Origin of the sequence: Comamonas sp. Y33R10-2 (assembly GCF_019355935.1) — a bacterium.
Taxonomy (GTDB): Bacteria; Pseudomonadota; Gammaproteobacteria; order Burkholderiales; family Burkholderiaceae_C; genus Comamonas.
In genome coordinates this window covers 1,701,524-1,722,729 of sequence record NZ_CP079925.1, presented here as the reverse complement: position 1 = coordinate 1,722,729, position 21,206 = coordinate 1,701,524, and the positions used below count along the sequence as shown (strand labels likewise).

Below are 21,206 nucleotides of genomic sequence, written 5' to 3'. Positions count from 1 at the left end.
ATGAAAAATGGCCCATCAGCCGTATCGCGATGGGCTGAGGGCCATTCATGGCAGCGACCAATTCAACGCACCTGCGTCATCAGTTCTCGAATTCGCCCATCGGCACGCAGCTGCAGAACAGGTTGCGGTCGCCGTAGACGTTGTCCACGCGGCCCACGGGGCTCCAGTACTTGGCGCGGCGCAGGGCGGGCATGGGATAGGCGGCAGTCTCGCGGCTGTAGCTATGGTTCCACTCGGTGGTCAGCAGCACTTCGGCGGTGTGCGGTGCGTTTTTGAGCGGGTTGTCGTCCTGCGGCAGCTTGCCTGCTTCGATCTCGGAAATTTCGGCGCGGATGGCGATCATGGCGTCGATAAAGCGGTCCAGCTCGTACAGGTTTTCGCTCTCAGTCGGTTCCACCATCAGCGTGTTGGGCACGGGGAAGGACAGCGTTGGCGCGTGAAAGCCATAGTCAATCAAACGCTTGGCGACGTCCTCGGCCATCACGCCGCAGCTCTCCTTGAAGTGACGAAGATCCAGAATGCACTCGTGGGCCACATGGCCGTGTTCGCCTGCATACAGCGTGGGGAAGTGCGCTTGCAGGCGCGCGCTGATGTAGTTGGCGTTCAAGATGGCGGTTTCGGTCGCGAGTTTGAGGCCCGGCTCGCCCATCATGCGGATATACATCCAGCTGATGGGTAGAACGGCTGCATTGCCCAAGGGGGCTGCGCTGACTGCTCCTACTTTGCGAGTATCTCCACCCGTGGCATGGCCGGGCAGGAAGGGAGCTAGGTCTTGCACCACGCAAACAGGGCCCACGCCGGGGCCGCCACCGCCGTGGGGAATGCAGAAGGTTTTGTGCAGGTTCAGGTGGCTCACGTCGCCGCCAAACTCGCCGGGCGCGGCAAGGCCGACCAGTGCATTCATATTGGCGCCGTCCACATACACGCGGCCGCCATGGCTGTGTACCAGCTGGCACAGCTCTTTTACCTGAGTTTCGAACACGCCATGCGTGCTGGGGTAGGTGATCATGATGCAGGCCAAATTGGCGCTGTGCTGTTCGCACTTGGCCTTCAGGTCGTCCATGTCCACGTTGCCGTTGTCGTCACACTTGGTGACCACGACTTGCAGGCCCACCATTTGCGCGCTGGCAGGGTTGGTCCCGTGGGCGCTGCTGGGGATCAGGCAGATATTGCGATGCGCTTCACCTTTGGATTCGTGGAAGGCCTTGATGGCCAAAAGCCCTGCGTATTCACCTTGCGAGCCTGCATTGGGCTGCAGGCTGATGCCGGCGTAGCCGGTGGCCTGGCATAGCCAGCCGCGCAGCAGCTCATCCAGTTCAGCATAGCCTTGCAACTGGCTGGCCGGGGCGAACGGGTGGATGTTGGCAAACTCTGGCCAGGTGATGGGGATCATCTCGCTGGTGGCGTTCAGCTTCATGGTGCAGCTGCCCAGCGGGATCATGCTGCGGTCCAGTGCCAAATCTTTATCGCTCAGGCTGCGGATGTAGCGCAGCATGGCAGTTTCGGAATGGTGAGTGTTAAAGACCGGGTGGGTCAGATAGGCAGACTGGCGTTGCAGTGCCTCGGGAATCAGCGAAGGCGCGCCTTCGTCCATCGCTTCAATAGTCGGCAGGGCTTGTCCGTCTTTGGCGAAGATGCTCCAGATCAGCTCCACATCGGCGCGGGTCGTGGTTTCGTCCAGACTGATGCACAGATATTCATCAAAGGCTTTTCGCAGGTTAACGCCCTTGGATACAGCGTGAGCAGCTATGGAATTCGTAGCGCCCTTGGTGTGCAGGCTCAGCATATCGAATGCCGTGTCATGGTGGTGAGCGCTGAATCCCAGTTGCGCCAGACCACGGCTCAGAATGGCGGTGAAACGTGCCACGCGCTGGGCGATGCGCTTGAGGCCTTGAGGGCCGTGGTAGACGGCGTACATGCTGGCAATCACTGCGGGCAGCACCTGCGCCGTACAGATATTCGATGTGGCCTTTTCGCGGCGAATATGCTGCTCGCGGGTTTGCAGCGCCAGGCGGTAGGCAGGCTTGCCATGCACATCGACGCTGACTCCCACCAGACGCCCGGGCAGTGAGCGCTTGTACTCGTCACGGCAGGCCATGAAGGCGGCGTGCGGGCCACCTGCGCCCATGGGCATGCCAAAGCGCTGGCTGTTGCCCACCACAATGTCGGCACCCCATTCGCCGGGCGGCGTCAGCAGGGTTAGGGCCAGCAGATCGGTGGCCACAATCGCAGCGGCTTGCTTGGCGTGGATGGCATCCACATCGGCCTTCCAGTCCACAATCCAGCCACTGGATGCGGGGTACTGGATGACTGCTGCGAACAGGTCGCCCGCCAGCGCGGCTTCCCACTCTTCTTTGCTATTAGCCACGACCACTTCAATGCCAATGGGCGTTGCGCGGGTCTGGATGACTTCAATGGTTTGCGGGTGCAGATCGCCCGCCAGCACGATGCGGTTGCTTTTGGACTTGACCGAGCGTTTGGCCAGTGTCATGGCCTCGGCAGCGGCCGTTGCTTCGTCCAGCATCGAGGCATTGGCAATCGGCATGCCGGTGAGGTCGGTCACCATGGTCTGGAAGTTGACCAGTGCCTCCATACGGCCTTGCGAGATTTCGGCCTGATACGGCGTGTAGGCCGTGTACCAGGCGGGATTTTCCAAGATGTTGCGCAGGATGACTCCCGGCGTATGCGTGCCGTAGTAGCCCTGACCAATAAAGCTTTTGAGTACTTGGTTCTTGCTAGCAATGGCTTTTAGCTCAGCCAGCGCAGCCGCTTCTGTCACTGGCGCGGGCAAGTCCATCGGCTTGGGCCGGGCGATGGAGGCGGGCACCACGTCGCGAATCAGAGCGTCTAGCGTGGGCTTGCCGATGACGGCCAGCATTTTTTGCTGCTCGTCTGTATCAGGGCCGATATGGCGGGGGATGAACTCGCTGGCATTTTCCAGAGATTCGAGCGAAGCGACGGGGGGCGACATCAGCATGGGAGGGACCTATTCTCTAAAGCTGTGACTGGCAGGCGCCGGCTTGCACGGGTAAGAGGCTGCGGGCGTTTGCCATAAAAAAACGGCCTTCGCTGATGCAAAGGCCGTGTGCCAATTAATTGTCTTTGGCGAAGTCGTTGTAAGCGGTCTCTTCCATCAGACCATCTAACTCGCTCACGTTGCTGAGCTTGACCTTGAAGAACCAGCCAGTGTTCAGCGGGTCGCTGTTAGCCAGCGATGGGTCGTTGCGCAGTTCTTCGTTGACTTCAACGATTTCGCCGGTCACGGGCATGTAGACGTCAGCGGCGGCCTTGACGGACTCGACCACGCCAGCAACATCGCCTGCGTTGAAGGTTGCGCCAACTTCGGGCAGGTCCACAAACACCACATCGCCCAGCGCGTCTTGTGCGTGGACGGTGATGCCGACGATGGCGGCATTGGTGTCAGCGATGTTGATCCATTCGTGTTCTTTGGAAAATTTGATGCTCATGGAAGGGCTCCAGATGGTGGATTCAGTTGAATCGAATTTTTTGAGAAAGGTCCAGCGCGCACTTTAGCGGCGTTTGGTGGCGCTCTGAGCCTTAGCGGGTTGTTCTGCGTAGATTGCTTAGCCGCGGTAGTAATTCGTTGGCACAAAGGGGGTGGCCGCGACCTTCATAGGAACTTGCTTGCCGCGCACGATGGCGAAAACTTCGGTGTCTACCGCTGCATAGTCGGGCTGCACATAGGCCAGCGCTACAGGCTGATTTAAGGTGGGGCTAAGCAGGCCGCTGGTGATGTGGCCAATTTTTTGGCCGGTCGCGTTTTGCAATTCGGCTGGCTCACGCACGGGGATGCGCTCTAAGGCCACCAGTCCCACACGCTTGCGGTTGAGCTGCTGCGGATTTTGTAGCTGCGCAAGCACCGTGCTTGAACCGATGAAGCCGCCTTCGCGCTCGCCACCGGGGCGGCGCACCTTTTGCATGGCCCAGTTCAAAGTGGCTTCTACCGGCGTAGTGGTGGTGTCGATATCGTTGCCATACAAGCACAGGCCTGCTTCAAGGCGCAGCGAGTTACGTGCGCCTAGCCCGATAGCGGCGACTTCGGGCTGGGCCAGCAGAGCTTGGGCCAGCGCTTCGGCGGCTTTGCCGGGCACGGAAATTTCAAAACCGTCTTCACCCGTATAGCCACTGCGCGTGATGTAGAGCACGTGGCCTTGCCAGTCGAAGTGGTTGCCAGTCATAAAGACTAGCGACGTCACACTGGGAATCAGACGCGCCAAAGCGGTGACGGCTTGCGGGCCTTGCAGTGCCAGCAAGCCGTGCTCGGGCAGGGGCACGACTTCACAGCGGCTGCCAATATGCTTTTGAATATGCGCAATGTCTTCGGCCTTGCAGGCGCCGTTGACGATGAGGAACAAGTCATCGCCACGGTTGACGAACATCAGATCGTCCAGAATGCCGCCTTGCTCGTTGAGCAGCAGGCCGTAGCGCTGCTTGTGCAGACCAAGGCCCATGACGTCAACAGGCATTAGCGATTCAAGCGCTGCCGCACCATCGGGACCGCGCAGCAGCAACTGGCCCATGTGCGAGACATCGAACAGGCCTGCGGCCTTGCGGGTGTGAAGATGCTCGGCCATCAAGCCCTGTGGGTACTGCACGGGCATGAAGTAGCCGGCAAAGGGCACCATGCGGGCGCCCAGTTTCTGGTGCAGGGCGAACAGTGACGTGGTGCGCAGGCCCGAAGAAATATCGGAAGCGGTATCGGAAGCGGTGTTCGAAGTAGTAGCGGCAATAGTCACAGGCAAGCGCTCCGGTCATAAAACCAAAATGAGTGGCCATGCATGGCGATGCCATGCCTAGCGAGCTTGCCCTGCTGTCCGCTTTACCTGAGAGATTCACCGCCGCAGTGAAGTTGGGCGGTTTGCTCCTTCGGTGGATGCCATCGCCTAGCGTAATGACGTAGTGCGGCATCTCTCTCCAGCAAGGAACGCTGCCGGCATTGAGCGCAGCAGCGGTCGTCAGTCCTTTTGCCTGAGCGTTTGGGCACCGGGTGGGGTGCCTGCGCCTTCGGCGGTGCGTTGCAGCGTGAAGCTGTAGGCACTCTCTCCTGACGGTGGCGATTCTAGTGGAAGTCCCTGTATCGCCTTGAAGAATTTTTCGGGGTCTAGGGTTTACGTTAGCTCGGGGTGTGGTGCGCCAATCGCGGCAATGCTCATGCCTTGAGGCAAGCTTGCAAGCAGCTAAGGCATCACTGCCTGCGGCGTATTGATGGGCGGAAAGATCAACTCATAAGGCTGCTCGAAGCAGGAGGTGACGGGCTGACCATCGCGCATACCGGGCTTGAACTTCCAGCGCGCCAGCGATTTCTGGATGGCGTTCACGATTCGCGGGTCGGTATCGGCTGGTTGCCAGGTAACGCGGCCCAGCTTGCCCTCATGGGTGACTTCAAGCAAGAAGGTAACCTTGGTTGTGAGCCCATCAGGGAACCATTTGGATTGGATGGCCGGTCTTGTGTGGCGGCGCAGCTGGGGCTGTTGATCCAGTTGGCTCAGAGGAGCGCATTCTGTGCCTGTCCATTGCGGCCATGAGGGCTGGCTCACAGTGGTCTCCACGCTCTGCGTATGGCTGGGCTTGCCTGGTGCTGTAGTGGTGCAGGCACCCAGCATCAAGGCTGCGAGAGCGCTGGTGATGGTGAGGGCGCGCAGGGCCGCAGGGCGGGAGAACGTTGCAATAGTCATGAGCGTATTTTTGCCCAAGTTCCAAAAAGAACTTGTTTACTCTCAAAAAAAGAGCTGCCAGTGCTTATCAATAAAGCACTGGCAGCTCTTTTTGCTTGAAGTTCTGACTGCGTTGATTAGGGTCTGTTGAGAATTGATCGAAGATCGCGTTGCGGTGGCAAGGGGTTGGATGCAAGGCGCACGCCTGCAGCAAGGCTCATGCCTTGCAAAGGTGGGCAACGCCGCAGGCAGCCCCTTACCGCGGCAACCCGAAGGGAAGGAGGCAGGCCGGCCGCCACTCGTCGTTGCGCGCCTTGTGCGGGATAGCACCCGCACTGCGTCGCACGCCTAGATTGGCAACCGGCCTGCATCCTTCGCGACTCCGAGCAAATCTCAACAGACCCTAGTGCGCGCCAGCGGCGGCATCTGCTGCGCCGCCGGCCTGTGCAGCAGGGCGCTTGGTGAACCAGATCAGGGCGATCAAGCTCAGGAACAAAAAGGACGATGCCAGAAAGATATCGTCCGCCGCGCGGGTGAAGGCTTGCTGGTCAATCAGCCGGTTGATCTGCGCATAAGCTTGCTCGGTGCTCATGCCCGCTGCCTGCAGATTTTTGACGGTGACGGCAAACGTGCCCTGACCTTGAACCAATAGCTCAGTCAGGTGAGCGTGGTGCATGGCGGCCCGGTTTTCCCAAAGCGTGGTGGCAATGGAGGTGCCCATAGCACCCGCCGTAATGCGCACAAAGTTGGATAGGCCAGCAGCTGCCGGAATGCGGTCCGGCGTCAGCCCGCTGAGGGTGATGGTGGTTAGCGGAATAAAGAAGAAGGCCATGGCCCCGCCCTGAATCAGCGTGGGAATGAGGATGTGGGCAAAGTCCGTCTCAACGGTGAATTGCGAGCGCATCCACAGCACCAGCGCAAAAACCATAAAGGCAATGGTGGCCATCTTGCGCGGGTCCCAGACGGAGACTTTTCGGCCCACGATGGGCGTCAACAAAATCGCCAGTATCCCCACGGGAGCCAGTGCCAGGCCGGCTGCGGTGGAGGTGTAACCCATCCATTGCTGTAGCCACAGCGGCAGCAGCACCACGTTGCCAAAGAACAGGCCATAGGCAATCGACAGCGAAATCGACCCCGCCGCAAAGTTACGCAGCTTGAACAGGCGCAGGTCCACCACCGGGTGGGCGTCGGTCAGCTCCCAAACCACAAACACGGCAAAGGCGACGACGGCAATGACGGCAAAGACAATGATTTCTGTGGAGGCAAACCAGTCCAGCTCCTTGCCCTTGTCCAGCATCATCTGCAGCGCCGCGACCCAGAGCACCAGCAGGCTCAGGCCTACGGTGTCGATGGGAAGCTTGCGTGTAGGCGTCTCGCGGCTGCGGTACAAGCTCCAAGTCATGACGGCTGAGAGCAGGCCCACGGGCACGTTGATGTAGAAGATCCACGGCCAAGAGATATTGTCCGTAATCCAGCCGCCCAAAAGTGGGCCCACCACAGGGGCCACCAGCGTGGTGACCCCCCAAAGTGATAGCGCCACCCCCGCCATGGCCGGTGGGTAGCTGGCTAAAAGCAGGGTTTGCGAAAGAGGAATCATCGGCCCCGCTACCAAGCCTTGCAGCACGCGAAAGAACACCAGCATCTCTAGCGAGTGTGCAAAGCCACACAGCCAAGAGGTGAGCACGAACAGCAGCACGCTCATGGTGAACAGGCGCACGGCGCCAAAGCGCTGGGTGAGCCAGCCCGTTAGCGGCACGGAGATGGCGTTGGCCACGCCAAAGCTGGTGATGACCCAAGTGCCTTGGCTGGGACTCACGCCCACATCGCCTGCAATGGCCGGAATGGCCACGTTGGCGATGGAGGAGTCCAGCACATTCATAAAGGTAGCCAACGACAGGGCCAGCGTACCCAAAACCAGCGGAGCGCCTTTGAGTGGCGGAATGGCGGGCATGGCCATGGGAGGCAGCGGCGGCGCTTTGCTGCTGCCTTCGGCTGAAGCGGAAGAGGCTGTAGATGGGGAAGACGGGGAAGTCATGGCTGATTTCCGCGTCTTATTGGGCTGCTGGCTGCTTTGTTTGTGCGACGGCCGCGCTGCTGAGCGATGTCAGCGCTGGCAGCTTGTCGCCCGCAATAATGTGCTGAATGCGGTCTTCGGCCTGCGCCAGCGTGCCGTCATACACAGTGGTCTGTGCCACAGGCGTTGTGCGGGGAGCATTGGCCAAAGTGAGACCGTCTTTGTTGCTGATGTGGACCTTGGCCTCCATAGACAAACCTACGCGCAGCGGGTGTTGTTGAAGGGCTGCGGGCTCTAAGCTGATGCGCACAGGCACGCGCTGAACCACCTTGATCCAGTTGCCGGTAGCGTTTTGTGCGGGCAGTAAAGAAAAAGCGGCGCCAGTGCCAGCGCCCAAGCCTACGACAGAGCCTTCATAGGTGGTTTTGTCGCCATAGACGTCGGCGGTTAACTCCACCTTTTGGCCTATGCGCAGGTCGGCCAACTGGCTTTCCTTGAAATTGGCGTCTACCCAGAGCTTGTGTAAATCAACCACCGTCATCATGGGCGAGCCCGCAGCCACGCGCTGGCCCAGTTGTACGCCGCGTTTGGCAACATAGCCATCTACCGGGGAGATCAGGCGTGTGCGCTGCAGCGACAAATAAGCCTCGCGTACCTTGGCGGCTGCGGCCATCACGGCGGGGGAATCTTCGGCTGTCGTGCCCTTGGTTTGGGCTTCTGCGGCGGTTAGCTGGGCCTTGGCGGCGCGCACGGCTGCATCGGCAGCGGCTACGGCGTTGCTGGCGCCTGTGGCGATAGCTTTGGCGTGATCAAACTCTTCCTTGCCGACAGCGCCTGTGGCGGTTAGGGGGCGGCGGCGCTCTACATCGTCGCTGGCCTTGGCTGCATCGGTTTTTAGGCGCAGCAAGTCAGCTTCGCGCTGGGCGACTTGTGCGGCCAGCGGGGCGTTGTTGGCGTAGAGGGTGCGGGTTTGGCGCGCAGTCTGGGCCAGTTGAGATTCAGCCTGCGCCAGCTGCACCAAATAGTCGGCAGGATCGAGCTGTACCAGTAGCTGACCGGCTTTGACATAGTCGGTATCGTCGGCATCAATGCTGATGACAGTGCCGCCCACTTGGGGCGTGATTTGCACCACATTGCCCGCGACATAGGCGTTGTCTGTGGTTTGGTAGTTGCGGGCCACCATCCAGTGCCAGCCGCCCCAGGCGATGGCACCGACGGCCACGGCGGCGGCGACGATGGTCAGGCCTTTGCGGCGAGCAGTGGGGTTGGCGGTAGGTGATGCGGAGGCGGGAGTGGAAGCCGGAGTGGGAGCTAGTGCAGCCTTGGGTGCTTGGTTGTCAGTCATGATGATGGGCGCTTTGTTATCTGTATGAGTGGTTTTGCGGCCAGGGCGCAGTTTTTTGCTGCTGTGCCCAGAAATGAAGAGGGTGCTTAGTGGTTCTGAATAGCTAGGTTTGAGGTCTCGTCGATCCAGCCGCCGCCCAGTGCTGCGGCTAGCGCCACGCGGGTGTCTAGCTCGCGGGCGCGCAGGTCCACGGTGAGGCGGCGCTGGGTGATAAGTTGGGTTTCGGTGTTCAGCACCGTGATTTGGTTGCCCAGACCTGCGCGGTAACGCTGCACGGCAAAGTCATAGGCGCGTTCGGCTTTAGAAAGCGATTCGGTTTGCAGCGATTGCTGGCGCTGCAGTGACTGCACAGAGGCAATCGAGTCCCCGGCCTGCTTGACCGCATCCAGCACCGCACCGTTGTACTGAGCAATGGCGGTGTCCAAATCAGCTTGCTTGCCGCGCAACTGCGCGCGCAGGCGTTTGCCATCAAAAATGGGCAGGCGCAGCGCCGGTGTGATGCCCATCTGGCGTGAGCTAGCTTGAAACAGGCGATCAAACCCCAGCGCGTTCAGGCCCACAAAAGCGCTCAAATTCACATCGGGGTAGAAGTCGGCCTTGGCTGCATTAATGCCTTGTGTGGCAGCCTCCACACGCCAGCGCGCGGCCACCACATCGGGGCGGCGGCCCAGCAGGTCAGCGCCCAGCACTTGGGGCACGGCTTGAAGGCGCAGGCCAGCCAGTTGGGGCGAGAGCGCATTTTGCGCATCAGGGGCTTGCGCGCACAGCACGGCAAGGGTGCGGCGCGTTAGCGTGATTTGCTCGTTGAGCATTTCAATTTGTGTGCTGGCATCGGGCATGCCAGCTTGGGCCTGTGTCAGCTCAACTTGGCTGTCTAACCCCGCTTGGGTGCGCTGCACGCTCAAATTTAAAAGTGACTGGCGCTGGCCCAGCGTGCGCTCAGCCACTTCTTTTTGGGCAATGAGTCGTGCCAGTGCGATGTAACTGCGCGCCACTTGCGCAGCCAGTTGGTTGGCGGCAGCGGCGGAGTCTGCTTTGGCCGCGCGGGCCTGCCCCAGTGCCAATTGCAGCTCAGCGGAGTGCTTGCCAAAAAAATCAGGTGTCCAGGACAGGCCAGCCTGCACGTTGCCGCTGTTGTAGATATTGCCAGCAATGGGCGCGGGGATCATTCCGTTGGCGGTGTAGCGCTGGCGGGTGGCGTCTACACCCAAGGTGCCGCGAATGTCACTGACGGTGCTGCTAGCGGTGGCCAGCGCTGCAGCCTTGTCAAAGCGGGCGTTGCTGGCGGCAAGGCTGGGGCTGCCGGTGAGCGCTTGGTCGATGAGTTGGTTTAACTGCGCGTCGCCCAGCCCAGACCACCATTGGACGGAGCTGAGCGCACTAGCGTCTGCTGCAGTAACTGGGTTGTTGTCCGCAAGGCCAATATCTGCCGCAGCCAACTTGGCGAGCGGTGTGTGGGCCGGGCCTTGAGAGGCGCAGCCTGCCAAAGCCATTGCGGTGACCAATACAGCGAGGGCATAGGTCTTGCGTTGAGTAAGTAAGGTCATGGGAAAGTGCCAGTGGTTTTTATTGAAATAGGGCGGGGAGGGGGAATCATCGAATCAGGCTGCCCTGATTTTCGAGCTGGGTGTGGGCTTTATTCGTGAATGTTTATTGGGGCTTGGGTCATGGCCTCGCGCAATGCATCGCCATTGCTCAGCATGCGCTGGAGCATGGACAGCATCAGCGTGCATTCGCTGTGGCTAAAACCGCTCAGATGCCCGTTGAGCACCTGAGTGAGTACTTTGGGTACGTGCGTGGCGACGCGTTTGCCTTCTTGAGTCAACGCCAGGTGCACGACACGCCGGTCGCTGCTGGAGCGTTCGCGGCGCAGCAGGCCTTTGGCTTCAATGCGGTCAAGTGCGCGGGTGACCGATGCGGGGTCCATACCTAGCGCCTTGGCTAAGTCGCTGCTGTTGGTATTCGCGTCCATTAGCAGCTTGTACAGGGGCAGCCATTGCACATAGGTCAGGCCATGCTCGGCCAGCTGTGCATCGGCTTGCTGCAGGATGGATCCGAGTACCCGACGCATTAAAAAACCAATGCTTTGGTCAGGTGTGTAAGCCCCTGATTGGTAGAAGGCACTTGACTCGTCTAGTGGGTCGATGATGCGTTCGGGTGTGTTTGGCAGTTGGGGCACTATTAATTGTCTAATCAATGATTGATTTGGCAATTATTGATCAAACATTTAAAAATGTCAGCAATGCTTTAACTTGCGATGTTGTCCTTGCTACTCAAATAAGAGCGGTATGTGCTTGATGCATATACGGTGGTACGGAAAAACTGCTTGAAATGCGCTGCACAGGCAAAAAAAAGCCCAGCCATACAGGGCTGGGCGCTAGAGTGCGTTGAGGGTTACAGCGGCACGCGCAGCACCACCACAATCACGAGGCCAATAGCGAGGTTCAGGGACACCCACTTGCGAATGCTGTCGAGTGCCTTGCCGCCTGCGGGCCAGTCTTTGGCTTGAACGGCAGCATCAAGGCGCTTGAACAGGGCAAAGCGGATATGGCCAAACACGGCCATCATCACCACGCCCAAGATGCTCATCACGACCCAAGAGGCCGGCATATTGAACTGCGCACCGGCCTTGGCGGCCATGGCGTGAACGCTGCCAATCATGCCTATGCCCGATGCGAGTACGACCACGATGAGTGCCAGTACCCAAGTGAAAAAACGCTGGAGTACGCCATGCATTAGCACTACGCGCTCAGGTGGCTGCAGAGTTTGAAGTGAGGGGCGTAAAAAGAAATGCGCAAAAAACATACCGCCCACCCAGATGATGACGGCCAAAAGGTGAACAAGTTTGAGCAGAATAAAAAGCATGGGGTGTTGGTTTGGGTGTGAGTGCGTTTTTGAAGGTGAGTACGGTGGCGCCAGAAGCGGTAAACCTAGTGAAGGCTCATTGAACTCAATGACGAGTGAAATGAGCCTTCATGACAGAGCAAGCCACGGTTGTCGCTCTTTCAATAGTGGCTTGTCATGACGAAGTAAACACGCCTTAGGCGACGAAGACCTTGGCTTCTCCAGCCTCCATGCGGCCGATCACTGCCGCATCGGCAAAGCCGCCGTCGGCAAAAACTTTCAATACTTGTTCAACGGATTCAGGTGAGCATGAAACCAGCAGGCCACCCGACGTTTGAGGGTCGGTCAGCAGAGCTTGCTGGGCACTATTGACGGCTGATGACAGATGAATATGTTCACCATACGAGGCCCAGTTGCGGCCCGATGCGCCGGTGATCACGCCTTGCTCAGCTAAAGCCTGAACGCCGGGCAAGACAGGCAGCTTGCTGCTGTCAATGTGCGCGCTGAGCTGGGCGCCGCGCGCAAGCTCCAGGCCATGACCGAGCAGACCAAAACCGGTCACATCGGTGAGCGCGTGCACGCCGTCCAGCTTGGAGAGTTCAGCGCCGGGGCGGTTGAGCTGTGTGGTCGCGCCCACCATAGCGCGGTAGCCATCTTCGCCCAGTAGATTCTTTTTGAGCGCGGCAGACAGAATGCCAACACCCAAGGGCTTGCCCAAAATCAGTACATCGCCGGCTTTGGCATCGGCGTTGCGCTTCATTTGCTTGGGGTTGACGATGCCGATACCTACCAAGCCGTAGATAGGCTCGACCGAGTCGATCGAGTGACCGCCGGCCAAAGGAATGCCTGCATCGCGACACACCGATTCGCCGCCTTCCAAAATCTTGGCAATCACATCGTGGGGCAGCACATTAATTGGCATGCCCACAATCGCCAGCGCCATCAACGGCGTGCCGCCCATGGCATAAATGTCCGACAGCGCATTTGTCGCAGCAATGCGGCCAAAGTCATAGGGGTCATCAACGATGGGCATGAAAAAATCCGTCGTTGCCACAATGGCTTGCTCGTCATTGATCTTGTAGACGGCAGCGTCATCAGCGGTTTCTGTGCCGACCAATAGATCCGGGAAGAACTGCTTGGGCACATTGCTTTTGGCCAGCAACTCTGCCAGAACACCGGGCGCAATCTTGCAGCCACAGCCACCGCCGTGGGAGAGCGAAGTCAGGCGCGGAGATGCGGGTGGGGTAGTGTTTTGAGAGGTGGTGGCGTTCATGGTAGTAAAAATTCGACTTGCAGCAGCAATAGTGCTGGGTTGGATGGAGGTGGCAGCGCGATGGGGTGGCGCTAGGGTCGCGCTAGTGCTAGTGCAGGCCCTGACACGACTTTGATAATCGCACGGCAGAGCTCTATTATCGGCCGCGAAAAAACGAGTGGGGTGAGAGGTTTTTTTTGATCGCGAGATGGATGCACTCTCATTGCAAATTCATTGCCAATGCGATTTGCTTTGCGCCAAAAATGGCCCATTGACTGACTGATTACGTCAAAGGGTCGTGATCGGTCAGCCAAACCAAGGTCTCGTGCGTTGATGTTAGAAGCGTTTTTGAATCTAGGCGCGATTTTGCTTGCCCACGGCAATTTGTATTTATTGGGGAGACATATGTTTAAGCGCCTTTCTTTGACTCGCGGCGTGGCGGCCTTTTTGCTGGTTTGCGCAGCCGGTGCTGCTCAGGCTCAGGCCTATATCAGCAGCACCATCTCTGGGCAGTTGGCTCCGGGCGTGTATGGCCAAATCAATATTGGCAATGCCGCGCCGCCGCCGCTGGTGTATGCCCAGCCGATGTGGGGTGCTCAAGGCTCAAGAGGGCCGCAGGTAGAGCCTATGTATATGTGGGTGCCGCCGGGCCACGCGCGTGACTGGCGTCGGCATTGCAGCCGGTATCAGGCCTGCGGTCGCCCTGTGTATTTCTTGCGAGACGCTCCATCGCGCTGGCGTGACAAGGGGCCTAAGCATCATCACGGGCGAGACTGGAAGCATGAGCGCCGCGATGATCGCCATTGGCAGCGTGAGGAGCGTCGCCATGATCGCCACGAGCGTCGTGATTGGGACCGCCGCGATGATGATGATCGAGGACGCGGTCATGGTCGAGGCCACGGACGCCATGATGACTAAGACGCTTGCACAGGCTTACGGCTGAGTTAGGGGTTAACCACTAATTTTTCTGTTGCTTATGCGCATCTGAAAAGGCTTATTGCTATTTAATTAATAGCAATAAGCCTTTTGCCTTTAATGGTTTTTCGCGTTTTTTATAGTTATCTATTCATGGAATAAGCAAGCACTTTGCTATATGAAAATAGCATAGCTGCTAGCGGGGTGTCACTCTGGTGGGTGTAGGCAAGCGTGCCGACAATAGACAGATTGATTTTGATGGCATGTTGGCTGCCTTGGCTTGACTGATAGGCAGGGCATGCACGACCCCTTAGGAGACATCAGCATGAGCGCACCTCTCAACGGCATTTCGTCCATGGCCACACGCCAAGTGCTGGCAGATCTGTGTGCCGCTTGGGCAGCGCAAGGCGGCGAGCAGGTAGAGATCGAATCTGTGGGCGGTGTGGATGCGGCACAGCGCGTGCAAAGCGGCGATGAAGCTTTTGACGTGGTGTTTCTGGCATCAGGTGCCATCGATAAGTTGCAGGCCGCTGGCCGAGTGATTTCAGGCAGCAAGGTGGATCTGGTTCTTTCAAGCACCGCCGTGGCAGTACACGCTGGCGCGCAACTGCCCGATATCAGCACAGAAGAGGGCGTGCGCGCCGCTGTGCTGACAGCCCCCACCATTGGTTATTCAACCGGCCCTAGCGGCGTTGCGCTGCAAAAGCTGTTTGAGCGCTGGGGCATTGCCGATGAAATCAAGCCGCGCATTGTTCAGGCTCGCCCAGGCGTGCCGGTGGGCTCGCTGGTTGCCTCCGGTGAGGTGGCGCTGGGCTTTCAGCAGCTTAGCGAGTTGATTCATGTGGCGGGCATTCAGATCGTGGGCTCACTGCCAGAGGCGATTGCGATTGATACCGTTTTTTCTGCAGCAGTGGTGACTGGCTCTGCCAACGCCGATGCTGTGCAGCGACTGCTGGCCTTTATGGCTTCGCCTGAAGCGGCCGAGGCCAAGCGCCGCCAAGGCATGGACCCTGTGAACTAAAGAATTGAAGAAATTGATGAGGGCAGCAGCCTGGCTTAGACCTTGGCGCTGCCTGATCTAGCAAAAGGGCAGTCAAAGCCCTTCGTGACGACGTACAGGAGCCTTTAAGGCTTTGGCGCCAGCCGCGGACAGGAGATAGAGGCGACAAAGAGAGGCAACTGAGATAACTGATATGACTTCGCAATCAACTACACAGAATACTGACCAGAGCACTGAATCTGGTGTCGTGAACGTACAAACCGTGCTCAACGAGAGCCCTTTTTCGGGCTTTCAATGGGTGATTTTCGCCCTGTGCTTTTTGATCGTTTTACTCGATGGCTTTGATACCGCAGCCATCGGCTTTATTGCGCCATCGCTGTTAAGCGAATGGGGTATTGATAAATCCCACCTCGGGCCTGTGCTCAGCGCGGCCTTGTTTGGCTTAGCGTTTGGTGCCTTGTCCGCCGGCCCACTGGCTGATCGGATTGGCCGCAAAACCGTGCTCATCATTGCTGCCGTGGTGATGGGCGGTGCGTCCATTGTTTCCGGTCTGGTGCATAGTCTTGAGGGCTTGACCATCTGGCGCTTTATCACCGGTTTGGGTTTGGGCGCTGCAATGCCCAACGCCATCACGCTGATGAACGAGTACTGCCCAGACAAAAAGCGCTCTTTCATCACCAACTGCATGTTCTGCGGCTTTCCCATTGGCTCGGCCATGGGCGGCTTTATTGCTGCGTGGATGATTCCGCATTTCGGCTGGCGCAGCCTGCTGATTGTGGGCGGCGTGATTCCCTTGATCTTGGCCGTCATCATGATCGTGATGCTGCCCGAATCGGTGCGCTTCATGGTGCTCAAAGGCTACTCGGCAGACCGCGTGCGCAAGGTGATGGCCCGTATTTCTGCCAGCACCCGCAACGCCACGCGTTTTGTGCTGGACGATAACGCCCAGCGCGCGGCTGAAGCAAAGCAAGGCCCTCAGGGTCTGCGCCTAGTGTTCTCGCAAAAGTATCTGGTGGGCACGCTGTCGCTGTGGGTGACGTACTTCATGGGCTTGGTCATTGTGTATGGCCTCGTCAACTGGATGCCTGTGCTGTTCAAAGAAGCGGGCGTGCCTGCGGGCCAAGCGGCGGTGATTGCAGCGCTGTTCCAGCTCGGTGGTGTGGGCGCGATTTTTGTGGGACTGCTGATGGATCGCTGGAATGCCAATCTGATCATTGCGGTAGGCTACTTTTTGACCAGCTTGGGCGTGGCCTTTATCGGTCAGGTGCTGGGCGGCAGCGTGGGTTCGCTGGTGGCGGCAGTGTTCGTGGCTGGTTTGCTGATGAATGCCGCGCAGTCGTCCATGCAAGCCTTGGCGGCTGAGTACTACCCCACAGAATGCCGCGCCAGCGGTGTGTCTTGGATGCTGGGCATTGGCCGCTTTGGCGGTATCGCAGGTTCTTTCTTGGTGGCAGAGCTGGCACGTCGCCATGTAGAGCTGCCTATGGTTTTCATCGTGGTCGCTATCCCCGGCGTGATTGCTGCTTTGGCTTTGCTGGTGAAGAACCGCTATGCCGGTGGCGCACCAAAGTCGCTCGCCGGCTTGGGTGGCGGGCACTAAATTTTGATCAACAAATATTACTTTTGACGGAGCTTCAAGATGATTATTGACGTACACGGTCACTACACCACAGCCCCCGCCGCGTTAGGCGCTTGGCGTGATCTGCAGATTGCGGGCCTCAAGGACCCGAGCCAGGCTCCGTCGGCTTCTTCGCTGAAGATCAGCGATGACGAAATTCGCGAAACGATTGAGACCAATCAGCTCAAGCTGATGAAAGAACGCGGCTCGGACCTGACTATCTTCAGCCCCCGCGCTTCGTTCATGGCTCACCACATTGGTGACTTTCAGACGTCCAGCACTTGGGCCGCTATCTGCAACGAGCTGTGCTTTCGCGTCAGCGAGCTGTTCCCCGACTACTTCATTCCTGCAGCCATGCTGCCTCAGTCGCCCGGCGTAGACCCAGCGACTTGCATCCCCGAGCTGGTCAAGTGCGTTGAGCAGTACGGCAACGTTGGTATCAACCTCAACCCCGATCCATCGGGCGGCCACTGGACTTCGCCTCCGCTGTCCGACAAGAGCTGGTACCCCATCTACGAAAAGATGGTGGAGTACGACATCCCCGCGATGATTCACGTGTCCACCAGCTGCAACAGCTGCTTTCACACCACCGGCTCGCACTACCTGAATGCGGACACCACCGCCTTCATGCAATGCCTGACGAGCGATATCTTCAAGGACTTCCCCACACTGAAGTTCCTGATCCCCCATGGCGGCGGTGCAGTGCCTTACCACTGGGGCCGTTTCCGTGGTCTGGCGCAAGAGATGAAAAAGCCGCTGCTTGAAGAGCATCTGCTCAACAACATCTTCTTTGACACCTGCGTCTATCACCAGCCCGGCATCAACTTGCTGACCGAAGTGATTCCGACCAAGAACATTCTGTTCGCCAGCGAAATGATTGGCGCCGTGCGTGGTATCGACCCGCAAACCGGCTTCTACTACGACGACACCAAGCGTTACATCGAAGCGACGCAGAACCTCACGGCTGAAGAAAAGCACGCCGTGTACGAAGGCAATGCCCGCCGCGTGTTCTCGCGTCTGGATTCGGCACTCAAGGCCAAGGGCCTGTAATTTATAAAAAGAGGAGCAGCTAGTCTTAGTAGTTCATTGCTTTAAGCCTTCAATCATTTCGAAATTGATGCAAAGCAAGGACTAGTAGCTCTCTTTTTTGATTCAATCACGTCTAAGCAAAGAGGTATCTCATGTACGAACTCGGCGTCGTTTACCGCAATATCCAGCGCGCAGATCGCGCTGCTGCCGATGGCCTGGCCGCTCTGGGCTCCGCCACCGTGCACGAAGCCATGGGCCGCGTCGGCTTGCTCAAGCCCTATATGCGCCCCATCTTCGCGGGCAAGCAAGTCTCTGGCACGGCCATCACCGTGCTGCTGCAGCCCGGCGACAACTGGATGATGCACGTGGCGGCTGAGCAAATTCAGCCCGGCGACATCGTCGTCGCTGCAGTGACTGCTGAATGCACCGATGGTTATTTTGGTGACCTGCTGGCCACCAGCTTCCAAGCCCGCGGTGCGCGCGCTTTGATCATTGATGCCGGTGTGCGTGATGTGAAGACCCTGCAAGAGATGGACTTCCCCGTGTGGAGCAAAGCCATCTCTTCCAAGGGCACCATCAAGGCGACGCTGGGCTCGGTCAACATTCCTATCGTCTGCGCCGGCATGCTCGTCACCCCCGGTGATGTGATCGTGGCTGACGACGACGGCGTGGTCTGCGTGCCTGCCGCTCGCGCTGCCGAGGTGCTGGTCGCGGCTCAAAAGCGTGAAAGCTTTGAAGGCGAGAAGCGTGACAAACTGGCCTCGGGCATTTTGGGTCTGGATATGTACAAGATGCGCGAGCCCTTGGCGGCCGCTGGATTGCGCTACATCGATTAAATCAACGCTTCGTTTATTGAACGCTTCATTCATTCAACGGTTTTTTTGGCAGGAGGAGACAACTATGAAATTTACAATGCGTCGTGCCGTTTTGACCTTGGCTTATGCAGCTGCGGCTGGCAGTTTTTCTGCGCAGGCGCAGGCACAAAGCTTTCCCACCAAGCCGGTGCGCATCATTACCCCCTTCCCGGTCGGTGGTGGCCCTGACGGTGTGGCCCGCGTAACGGCTGAAAAGCTGTCGCGCCTGTGGGGGCAGCCTGTGACGGTGGAAAACCGCCCCGGTGGTAATGGCTTCATCGCCATTGAAGCTTGGAAGCGCGGCGCCAAAGACGGCACGGACTTGCTGGTGCTCGATAACGTCCACTTGGCCGCTTACCCGACCTTGTTCAAGAAGCTGCCTTACGACGCGCAAAAGGATTTCAAGATCGCTTTGCCGCTGTTTAAAACGCACTTCTTCTTCACGGTTGCCACCAACAGCAAGTACAAAACCGTGGGCCAAATCATTGCAGATGCCAAGGCCAGCCCCGGTAAGCTGAACTACGGCTCTTGGTCCGTGGGCAACCCTGTGCATTTGGGCTCTGAGCTGCTCGAAGGCGTGACCGGCACGCAGATGGAGCATGTGATTTTCAAGGAAACCACGCAGCTCTACACCTCGGTGTCTACCGGTGATATTGACTTTGCCTTGGGCAGCGCTGGTACAGCGGGTCCGTTGTACCGCGCGGGTAAGCTGCGCTTGCTGGCGTTTACCGCTCCCAAGCGCTCGGCTGATTTTCCGGACATTCCCACGGTTGCTGAATCCGGTGGCCCTAGCGACTTTGAAGTCACAGGCTGGAATGTGATCGCTGTCCCGCCTAACCTGTCGGATGCCACCACGGACAAAATCCGTAAAGACTTGGCAGAAGTGCTCAAGGACAAGGACTTTGCTGAAAAGTTCAAGACCTTTGGCTATGAGCCTTTCCCCACTACGCCTGAACAATTCAAGGCGACCGTAAAGGCTGAAACCCAGCGCTTTGCCGAAGTCATTCGCAAGGCCAATATCTCACTGGATTAAGCCGTTTTGACGTATTGCGGTGCCTTGTGCACCGCTGCACTTTCGCAATCGCATTCCGCACTTTGCATTTCGCATTCGCTATGAGCACTTTCACAAAGACCCCCGGCTGGATGGACTGGTACGCCAACCCCACCAAGCCCCAATTCAAGCTGCCTGCAGGTGCTGTTGATGCGCACTGCCACGTGTTCGGCCCCGGTGAAGAATTTCCCTTCGCTCCCGAGCGCAAGTACACCCCTTGCGACGCCAGCAAGGCGCAGCTGTTTGCATTGCGTGACCATCTGGGTTTTGCCCGCAACGTGGTGGTGCAAGCCACATGCCACGGTGCAGACAACCGAGCCATGGTCGATGCCTGCAAGGCCTCGGGCGGCATGGCCCGTGGTGTGGCCACGGTCAAGCGCTCGATTAGCGATGCGGAACTGCAAGAGCTGCACGACGCCGGCGTGCGCGGCGTGCGTTTTAACTTCGTCAAGCGTCTGGTGGACTTCACGCCCAAGGACGAGCTGATGGAAATCGCCGCCCGCATCAACAAGCTGGGCTGGCATGTGGTGATTTACTTTGAAGCGGTGGACTTGCCTGAGCTGTGGGACTTCTTCACTGCACTGCCCACCACCGTGGTGGTGGACCATATGGGTCGCCCCAACGTGGAAAAGGGTGTGGATAGCGAAGAGTTCGCTCTATTCCTGAAATTCATGCGCGAGCACCAAAATGTGTGGAGCAAGGTGTCTTGCCCTGAGCGCTTGTCAGTGACCGGCCCCAAGGCGCTGGATGGCGAGCAAAACGCCTATCAAGACGTTGTGCCATTTGCGCGCCGCGTGGTGGAAGAATTCCCTGACCGTGTGCTGTGGGGAACCGATTGGCCGCATCCGAATCTCAAGGATCACATGCCTGACGACGGCCTGCTGGTGGACTTTATCCCCCACATTGCGCCTACGGCTGAGCTGCAGCAAAAGCTGCTGGTGGACAACCCTATGCGCCTGTACTGGCCAGAAGAAGTCTGAAGCACCTCCTGAGGCGTTTTGCGCCTTCCCCCTCTCTCGATGCGTTGCATCGGGATGGGGACGACACCCTCGGTGCGCGGCGGCGCTTCCTCGGTGTCTTTGGTTTGGATTGCGCCAGTTTTAAGGGCAGGGCGACCTGCTTGTGACAAGGTTTGAGAGGAAAGTTTTATGGCATTAGAAAAACCTTATCTTGATGTGCCCGGCACCATCATTTTTGATGCCGAGCAATCGCGCCGTGGTTACTGGCTCAACCAGTTTTGCATGTCGCTGATGAAGGCCGACAACCGTGACCGTTTTCGCGCCAATGAGCGCGCCTACTTGGATGAGTGGGCGATGACGGAAGAGCAAAAGCAAGCCGTGCTGGCGCGCGATCTGAACTGGTGCATGCGCACGGGCGGCAATATTTATTTTCTGGCCAAGATCGGCTCGACCGACGGCAAGAGCTTCCAGCAAATGGCGGGCTCTATGACCGGCATGACCGAAGACGAGTACCGCGCCATGATGGTCGGTGGTGGTCGTTCGGCTGAAGGCAATCGGTATGTGGGCGAAGACGGCGATGCACAAGCGCATCGTCAGCCGCAAGGTGCAGCGGGCGCTGCTGGCAACACGAATAAGGAAGGTAACTAAGT

The 21,206-nt window shown here is 58.4% G+C and carries 18 protein-coding genes and 2 riboswitches; of the genes, 8 read left to right on the top strand and 10 right to left on the bottom strand.

Annotated elements, in window-relative coordinates; genetic code table 11:
• Window positions 1-79: 79 nt before the first annotated feature.
• The 10 genes from gcvP to selD form a co-directional block, all read right to left on the bottom strand.
• The gene (gcvP, locus tag KUF54_RS07755) at window positions 80-2,977 is read right to left on the bottom strand and encodes an aminomethyl-transferring glycine dehydrogenase (RefSeq protein ID WP_219346052.1); all 2,898 of its coding nucleotides are present in this window, start codon (window positions 2,975-2,977) and stop codon (window positions 80-82) included.
• A gap of 115 nt (window positions 2,978-3,092) precedes the next feature.
• Entirely contained in the window at window positions 3,093-3,467 is a 375-nt protein-coding gene (gcvH, locus tag KUF54_RS07750) for a glycine cleavage system protein GcvH (protein ID WP_219346051.1), read from the bottom strand.
• Between the two features lie 117 nt (window positions 3,468-3,584).
• Window positions 3,585-4,763 carry a glycine cleavage system aminomethyltransferase GcvT gene (gene gcvT / locus KUF54_RS07745; protein WP_370627588.1) on the bottom strand — a complete coding sequence of 393 codons (1,179 nt, stop codon included), beginning with the start codon at window positions 4,761-4,763 and terminating at the stop codon, window positions 3,585-3,587.
• 58 nt (window positions 4,764-4,821) lie between these two features.
• Window positions 4,822-4,949: riboswitch (glycine riboswitch) on the bottom strand.
• A gap of 18 nt (window positions 4,950-4,967) precedes the next feature.
• A riboswitch (glycine riboswitch) is annotated at window positions 4,968-5,078 on the bottom strand.
• A gap of 120 nt (window positions 5,079-5,198) precedes the next feature.
• Window positions 5,199-5,696, bottom strand: a complete 498-nt coding sequence (locus KUF54_RS07740; protein ID WP_255576382.1) for an energy transducer TonB — start codon at window positions 5,694-5,696, stop codon at window positions 5,199-5,201.
• Window positions 5,697-6,078: 382 nt separating this feature from the next.
• Window positions 6,079-7,632, bottom strand: a complete 1,554-nt coding sequence (locus tag KUF54_RS07735; RefSeq protein WP_219346318.1) for a DHA2 family efflux MFS transporter permease subunit — start codon at window positions 7,630-7,632, stop codon at window positions 6,079-6,081.
• Window positions 7,633-7,726: 94 nt separating this feature from the next.
• The gene (locus KUF54_RS07730; RefSeq protein WP_219346049.1) at window positions 7,727-9,034 is read right to left on the bottom strand and encodes an efflux RND transporter periplasmic adaptor subunit; all 1,308 of its coding nucleotides are present in this window, start codon (window positions 9,032-9,034) and stop codon (window positions 7,727-7,729) included.
• Between the two features lie 86 nt (window positions 9,035-9,120).
• Window positions 9,121-10,581 carry an efflux transporter outer membrane subunit gene (locus KUF54_RS07725; RefSeq protein ID WP_219346048.1) on the bottom strand — a complete coding sequence of 487 codons (1,461 nt, stop codon included), beginning with the start codon at window positions 10,579-10,581 and terminating at the stop codon, window positions 9,121-9,123.
• Between the two features lie 89 nt (window positions 10,582-10,670).
• Complete coding sequence (locus KUF54_RS07720; RefSeq protein ID WP_370627587.1) at window positions 10,671-11,213, bottom strand: MarR family winged helix-turn-helix transcriptional regulator; 543 nt, start codon at window positions 11,211-11,213, stop codon at window positions 10,671-10,673.
• 215 nt (window positions 11,214-11,428) lie between these two features.
• Window positions 11,429-11,899: a CopD family protein gene (locus tag KUF54_RS07715; RefSeq protein ID WP_219346047.1), complete on the bottom strand. Its 471-nt coding sequence runs from the start codon at window positions 11,897-11,899 to the stop codon at window positions 11,429-11,431.
• A 175-nt stretch (window positions 11,900-12,074) separates the two neighbouring features.
• Complete coding sequence (selD, locus tag KUF54_RS07710; protein ID WP_219346046.1) at window positions 12,075-13,151, bottom strand: selenide, water dikinase SelD; 1,077 nt, start codon at window positions 13,149-13,151, stop codon at window positions 12,075-12,077.
• A gap of 384 nt (window positions 13,152-13,535) precedes the next feature.
• Between selD and KUF54_RS07705 the strand changes: the two genes are divergently transcribed.
• The 8 genes from KUF54_RS07705 to ligA all read left to right on the top strand — a co-directional run bounded on the left by KUF54_RS07705 (window position 13,536) and on the right by ligA (window position 21,204).
• A complete protein-coding gene (locus KUF54_RS07705; RefSeq protein WP_219346045.1) occupies window positions 13,536-14,048 on the top strand; it encodes a hypothetical protein in 513 nt (170 codons plus the stop codon).
• A gap of 322 nt (window positions 14,049-14,370) precedes the next feature.
• Window positions 14,371-15,066 carry a substrate-binding domain-containing protein gene (locus KUF54_RS07700; RefSeq protein ID WP_219346044.1) on the top strand — a complete coding sequence of 232 codons (696 nt, stop codon included), beginning with the start codon at window positions 14,371-14,373 and terminating at the stop codon, window positions 15,064-15,066.
• Window positions 15,067-15,238: 172 nt separating this feature from the next.
• Window positions 15,239-16,645 (top strand): MFS transporter, encoded by a 1,407-nt coding sequence (locus KUF54_RS07695; RefSeq protein ID WP_219346043.1) that lies wholly within the window; start codon window positions 15,239-15,241, stop codon window positions 16,643-16,645.
• A gap of 39 nt (window positions 16,646-16,684) precedes the next feature.
• A complete protein-coding gene (locus KUF54_RS07690; protein WP_219346042.1) occupies window positions 16,685-17,713 on the top strand; it encodes an amidohydrolase family protein in 1,029 nt (342 codons plus the stop codon).
• Window positions 17,714-17,844: 131 nt separating this feature from the next.
• Window positions 17,845-18,528 (top strand): 4-carboxy-4-hydroxy-2-oxoadipate aldolase/oxaloacetate decarboxylase, encoded by a 684-nt coding sequence (ligK, locus tag KUF54_RS07685; RefSeq protein ID WP_219346041.1) that lies wholly within the window; start codon window positions 17,845-17,847, stop codon window positions 18,526-18,528.
• A gap of 64 nt (window positions 18,529-18,592) precedes the next feature.
• On the top strand, window positions 18,593-19,579 hold the full coding sequence (locus tag KUF54_RS07680) for a tripartite tricarboxylate transporter substrate binding protein (RefSeq protein ID WP_219346040.1): 987 nt from the start codon (window positions 18,593-18,595) through the stop codon (window positions 19,577-19,579).
• Between the two features lie 80 nt (window positions 19,580-19,659).
• Window positions 19,660-20,577, top strand: coding sequence for an amidohydrolase family protein (locus KUF54_RS07675; protein WP_219346039.1), 918 nt, complete (start codon window positions 19,660-19,662; stop codon window positions 20,575-20,577).
• Window positions 20,578-20,745: 168 nt separating this feature from the next.
• Window positions 20,746-21,204 (top strand): protocatechuate 4,5-dioxygenase subunit alpha, encoded by a 459-nt coding sequence (gene ligA / locus KUF54_RS07670; protein ID WP_219346038.1) that lies wholly within the window; start codon window positions 20,746-20,748, stop codon window positions 21,202-21,204.
• The last annotated feature ends 2 nt before the right edge of the window (window positions 21,205-21,206 follow it).

Excerpts from the sequence above, each read along its gene's own strand:
- KUF54_RS07680 (WP_219346040.1), top strand. The coding sequence starts at position 18,593 with ATGAAATTTACAATGCGTCGTGCCGTTTTGACCTTGGCTTATGCAGCT.
- selD (WP_219346046.1), bottom strand. The coding sequence starts at position 13,151 with ATGAACGCCACCACCTCTCAAAACACTACCCCACCCGCATCTCCGCGC.
- gcvP (WP_219346052.1), bottom strand. The coding sequence starts at position 2,977 with ATGCTGATGTCGCCCCCCGTCGCTTCGCTCGAATCTCTGGAAAATGCC.
- KUF54_RS07700 (WP_219346044.1), top strand. The coding sequence starts at position 14,371 with ATGAGCGCACCTCTCAACGGCATTTCGTCCATGGCCACACGCCAAGTG.
- KUF54_RS07715 (WP_219346047.1), bottom strand. The coding sequence starts at position 11,899 with ATGCTTTTTATTCTGCTCAAACTTGTTCACCTTTTGGCCGTCATCATC.
- KUF54_RS07675 (WP_219346039.1), top strand. The coding sequence starts at position 19,660 with ATGAGCACTTTCACAAAGACCCCCGGCTGGATGGACTGGTACGCCAAC.
- KUF54_RS07690 (WP_219346042.1), top strand. The coding sequence starts at position 16,685 with ATGATTATTGACGTACACGGTCACTACACCACAGCCCCCGCCGCGTTA.
- KUF54_RS07735 (WP_219346318.1), bottom strand. The coding sequence starts at position 7,632 with ATGGCCATGCCCGCCATTCCGCCACTCAAAGGCGCTCCGCTGGTTTTG.
- KUF54_RS07730 (WP_219346049.1), bottom strand. The coding sequence starts at position 9,034 with ATGACTGACAACCAAGCACCCAAGGCTGCACTAGCTCCCACTCCGGCT.
- KUF54_RS07695 (WP_219346043.1), top strand. The coding sequence starts at position 15,239 with ATGACTTCGCAATCAACTACACAGAATACTGACCAGAGCACTGAATCT.
- gcvH (WP_219346051.1), bottom strand. The coding sequence starts at position 3,467 with ATGAGCATCAAATTTTCCAAAGAACACGAATGGATCAACATCGCTGAC.
- ligK (WP_219346041.1), top strand. The coding sequence starts at position 17,845 with ATGTACGAACTCGGCGTCGTTTACCGCAATATCCAGCGCGCAGATCGC.
- ligA (WP_219346038.1), top strand. The coding sequence starts at position 20,746 with ATGGCATTAGAAAAACCTTATCTTGATGTGCCCGGCACCATCATTTTT.
- KUF54_RS07725 (WP_219346048.1), bottom strand. The coding sequence starts at position 10,581 with ATGACCTTACTTACTCAACGCAAGACCTATGCCCTCGCTGTATTGGTC.
- KUF54_RS07740 (WP_255576382.1), bottom strand. The coding sequence starts at position 5,696 with ATGACTATTGCAACGTTCTCCCGCCCTGCGGCCCTGCGCGCCCTCACC.
- KUF54_RS07705 (WP_219346045.1), top strand. The coding sequence starts at position 13,536 with ATGTTTAAGCGCCTTTCTTTGACTCGCGGCGTGGCGGCCTTTTTGCTG.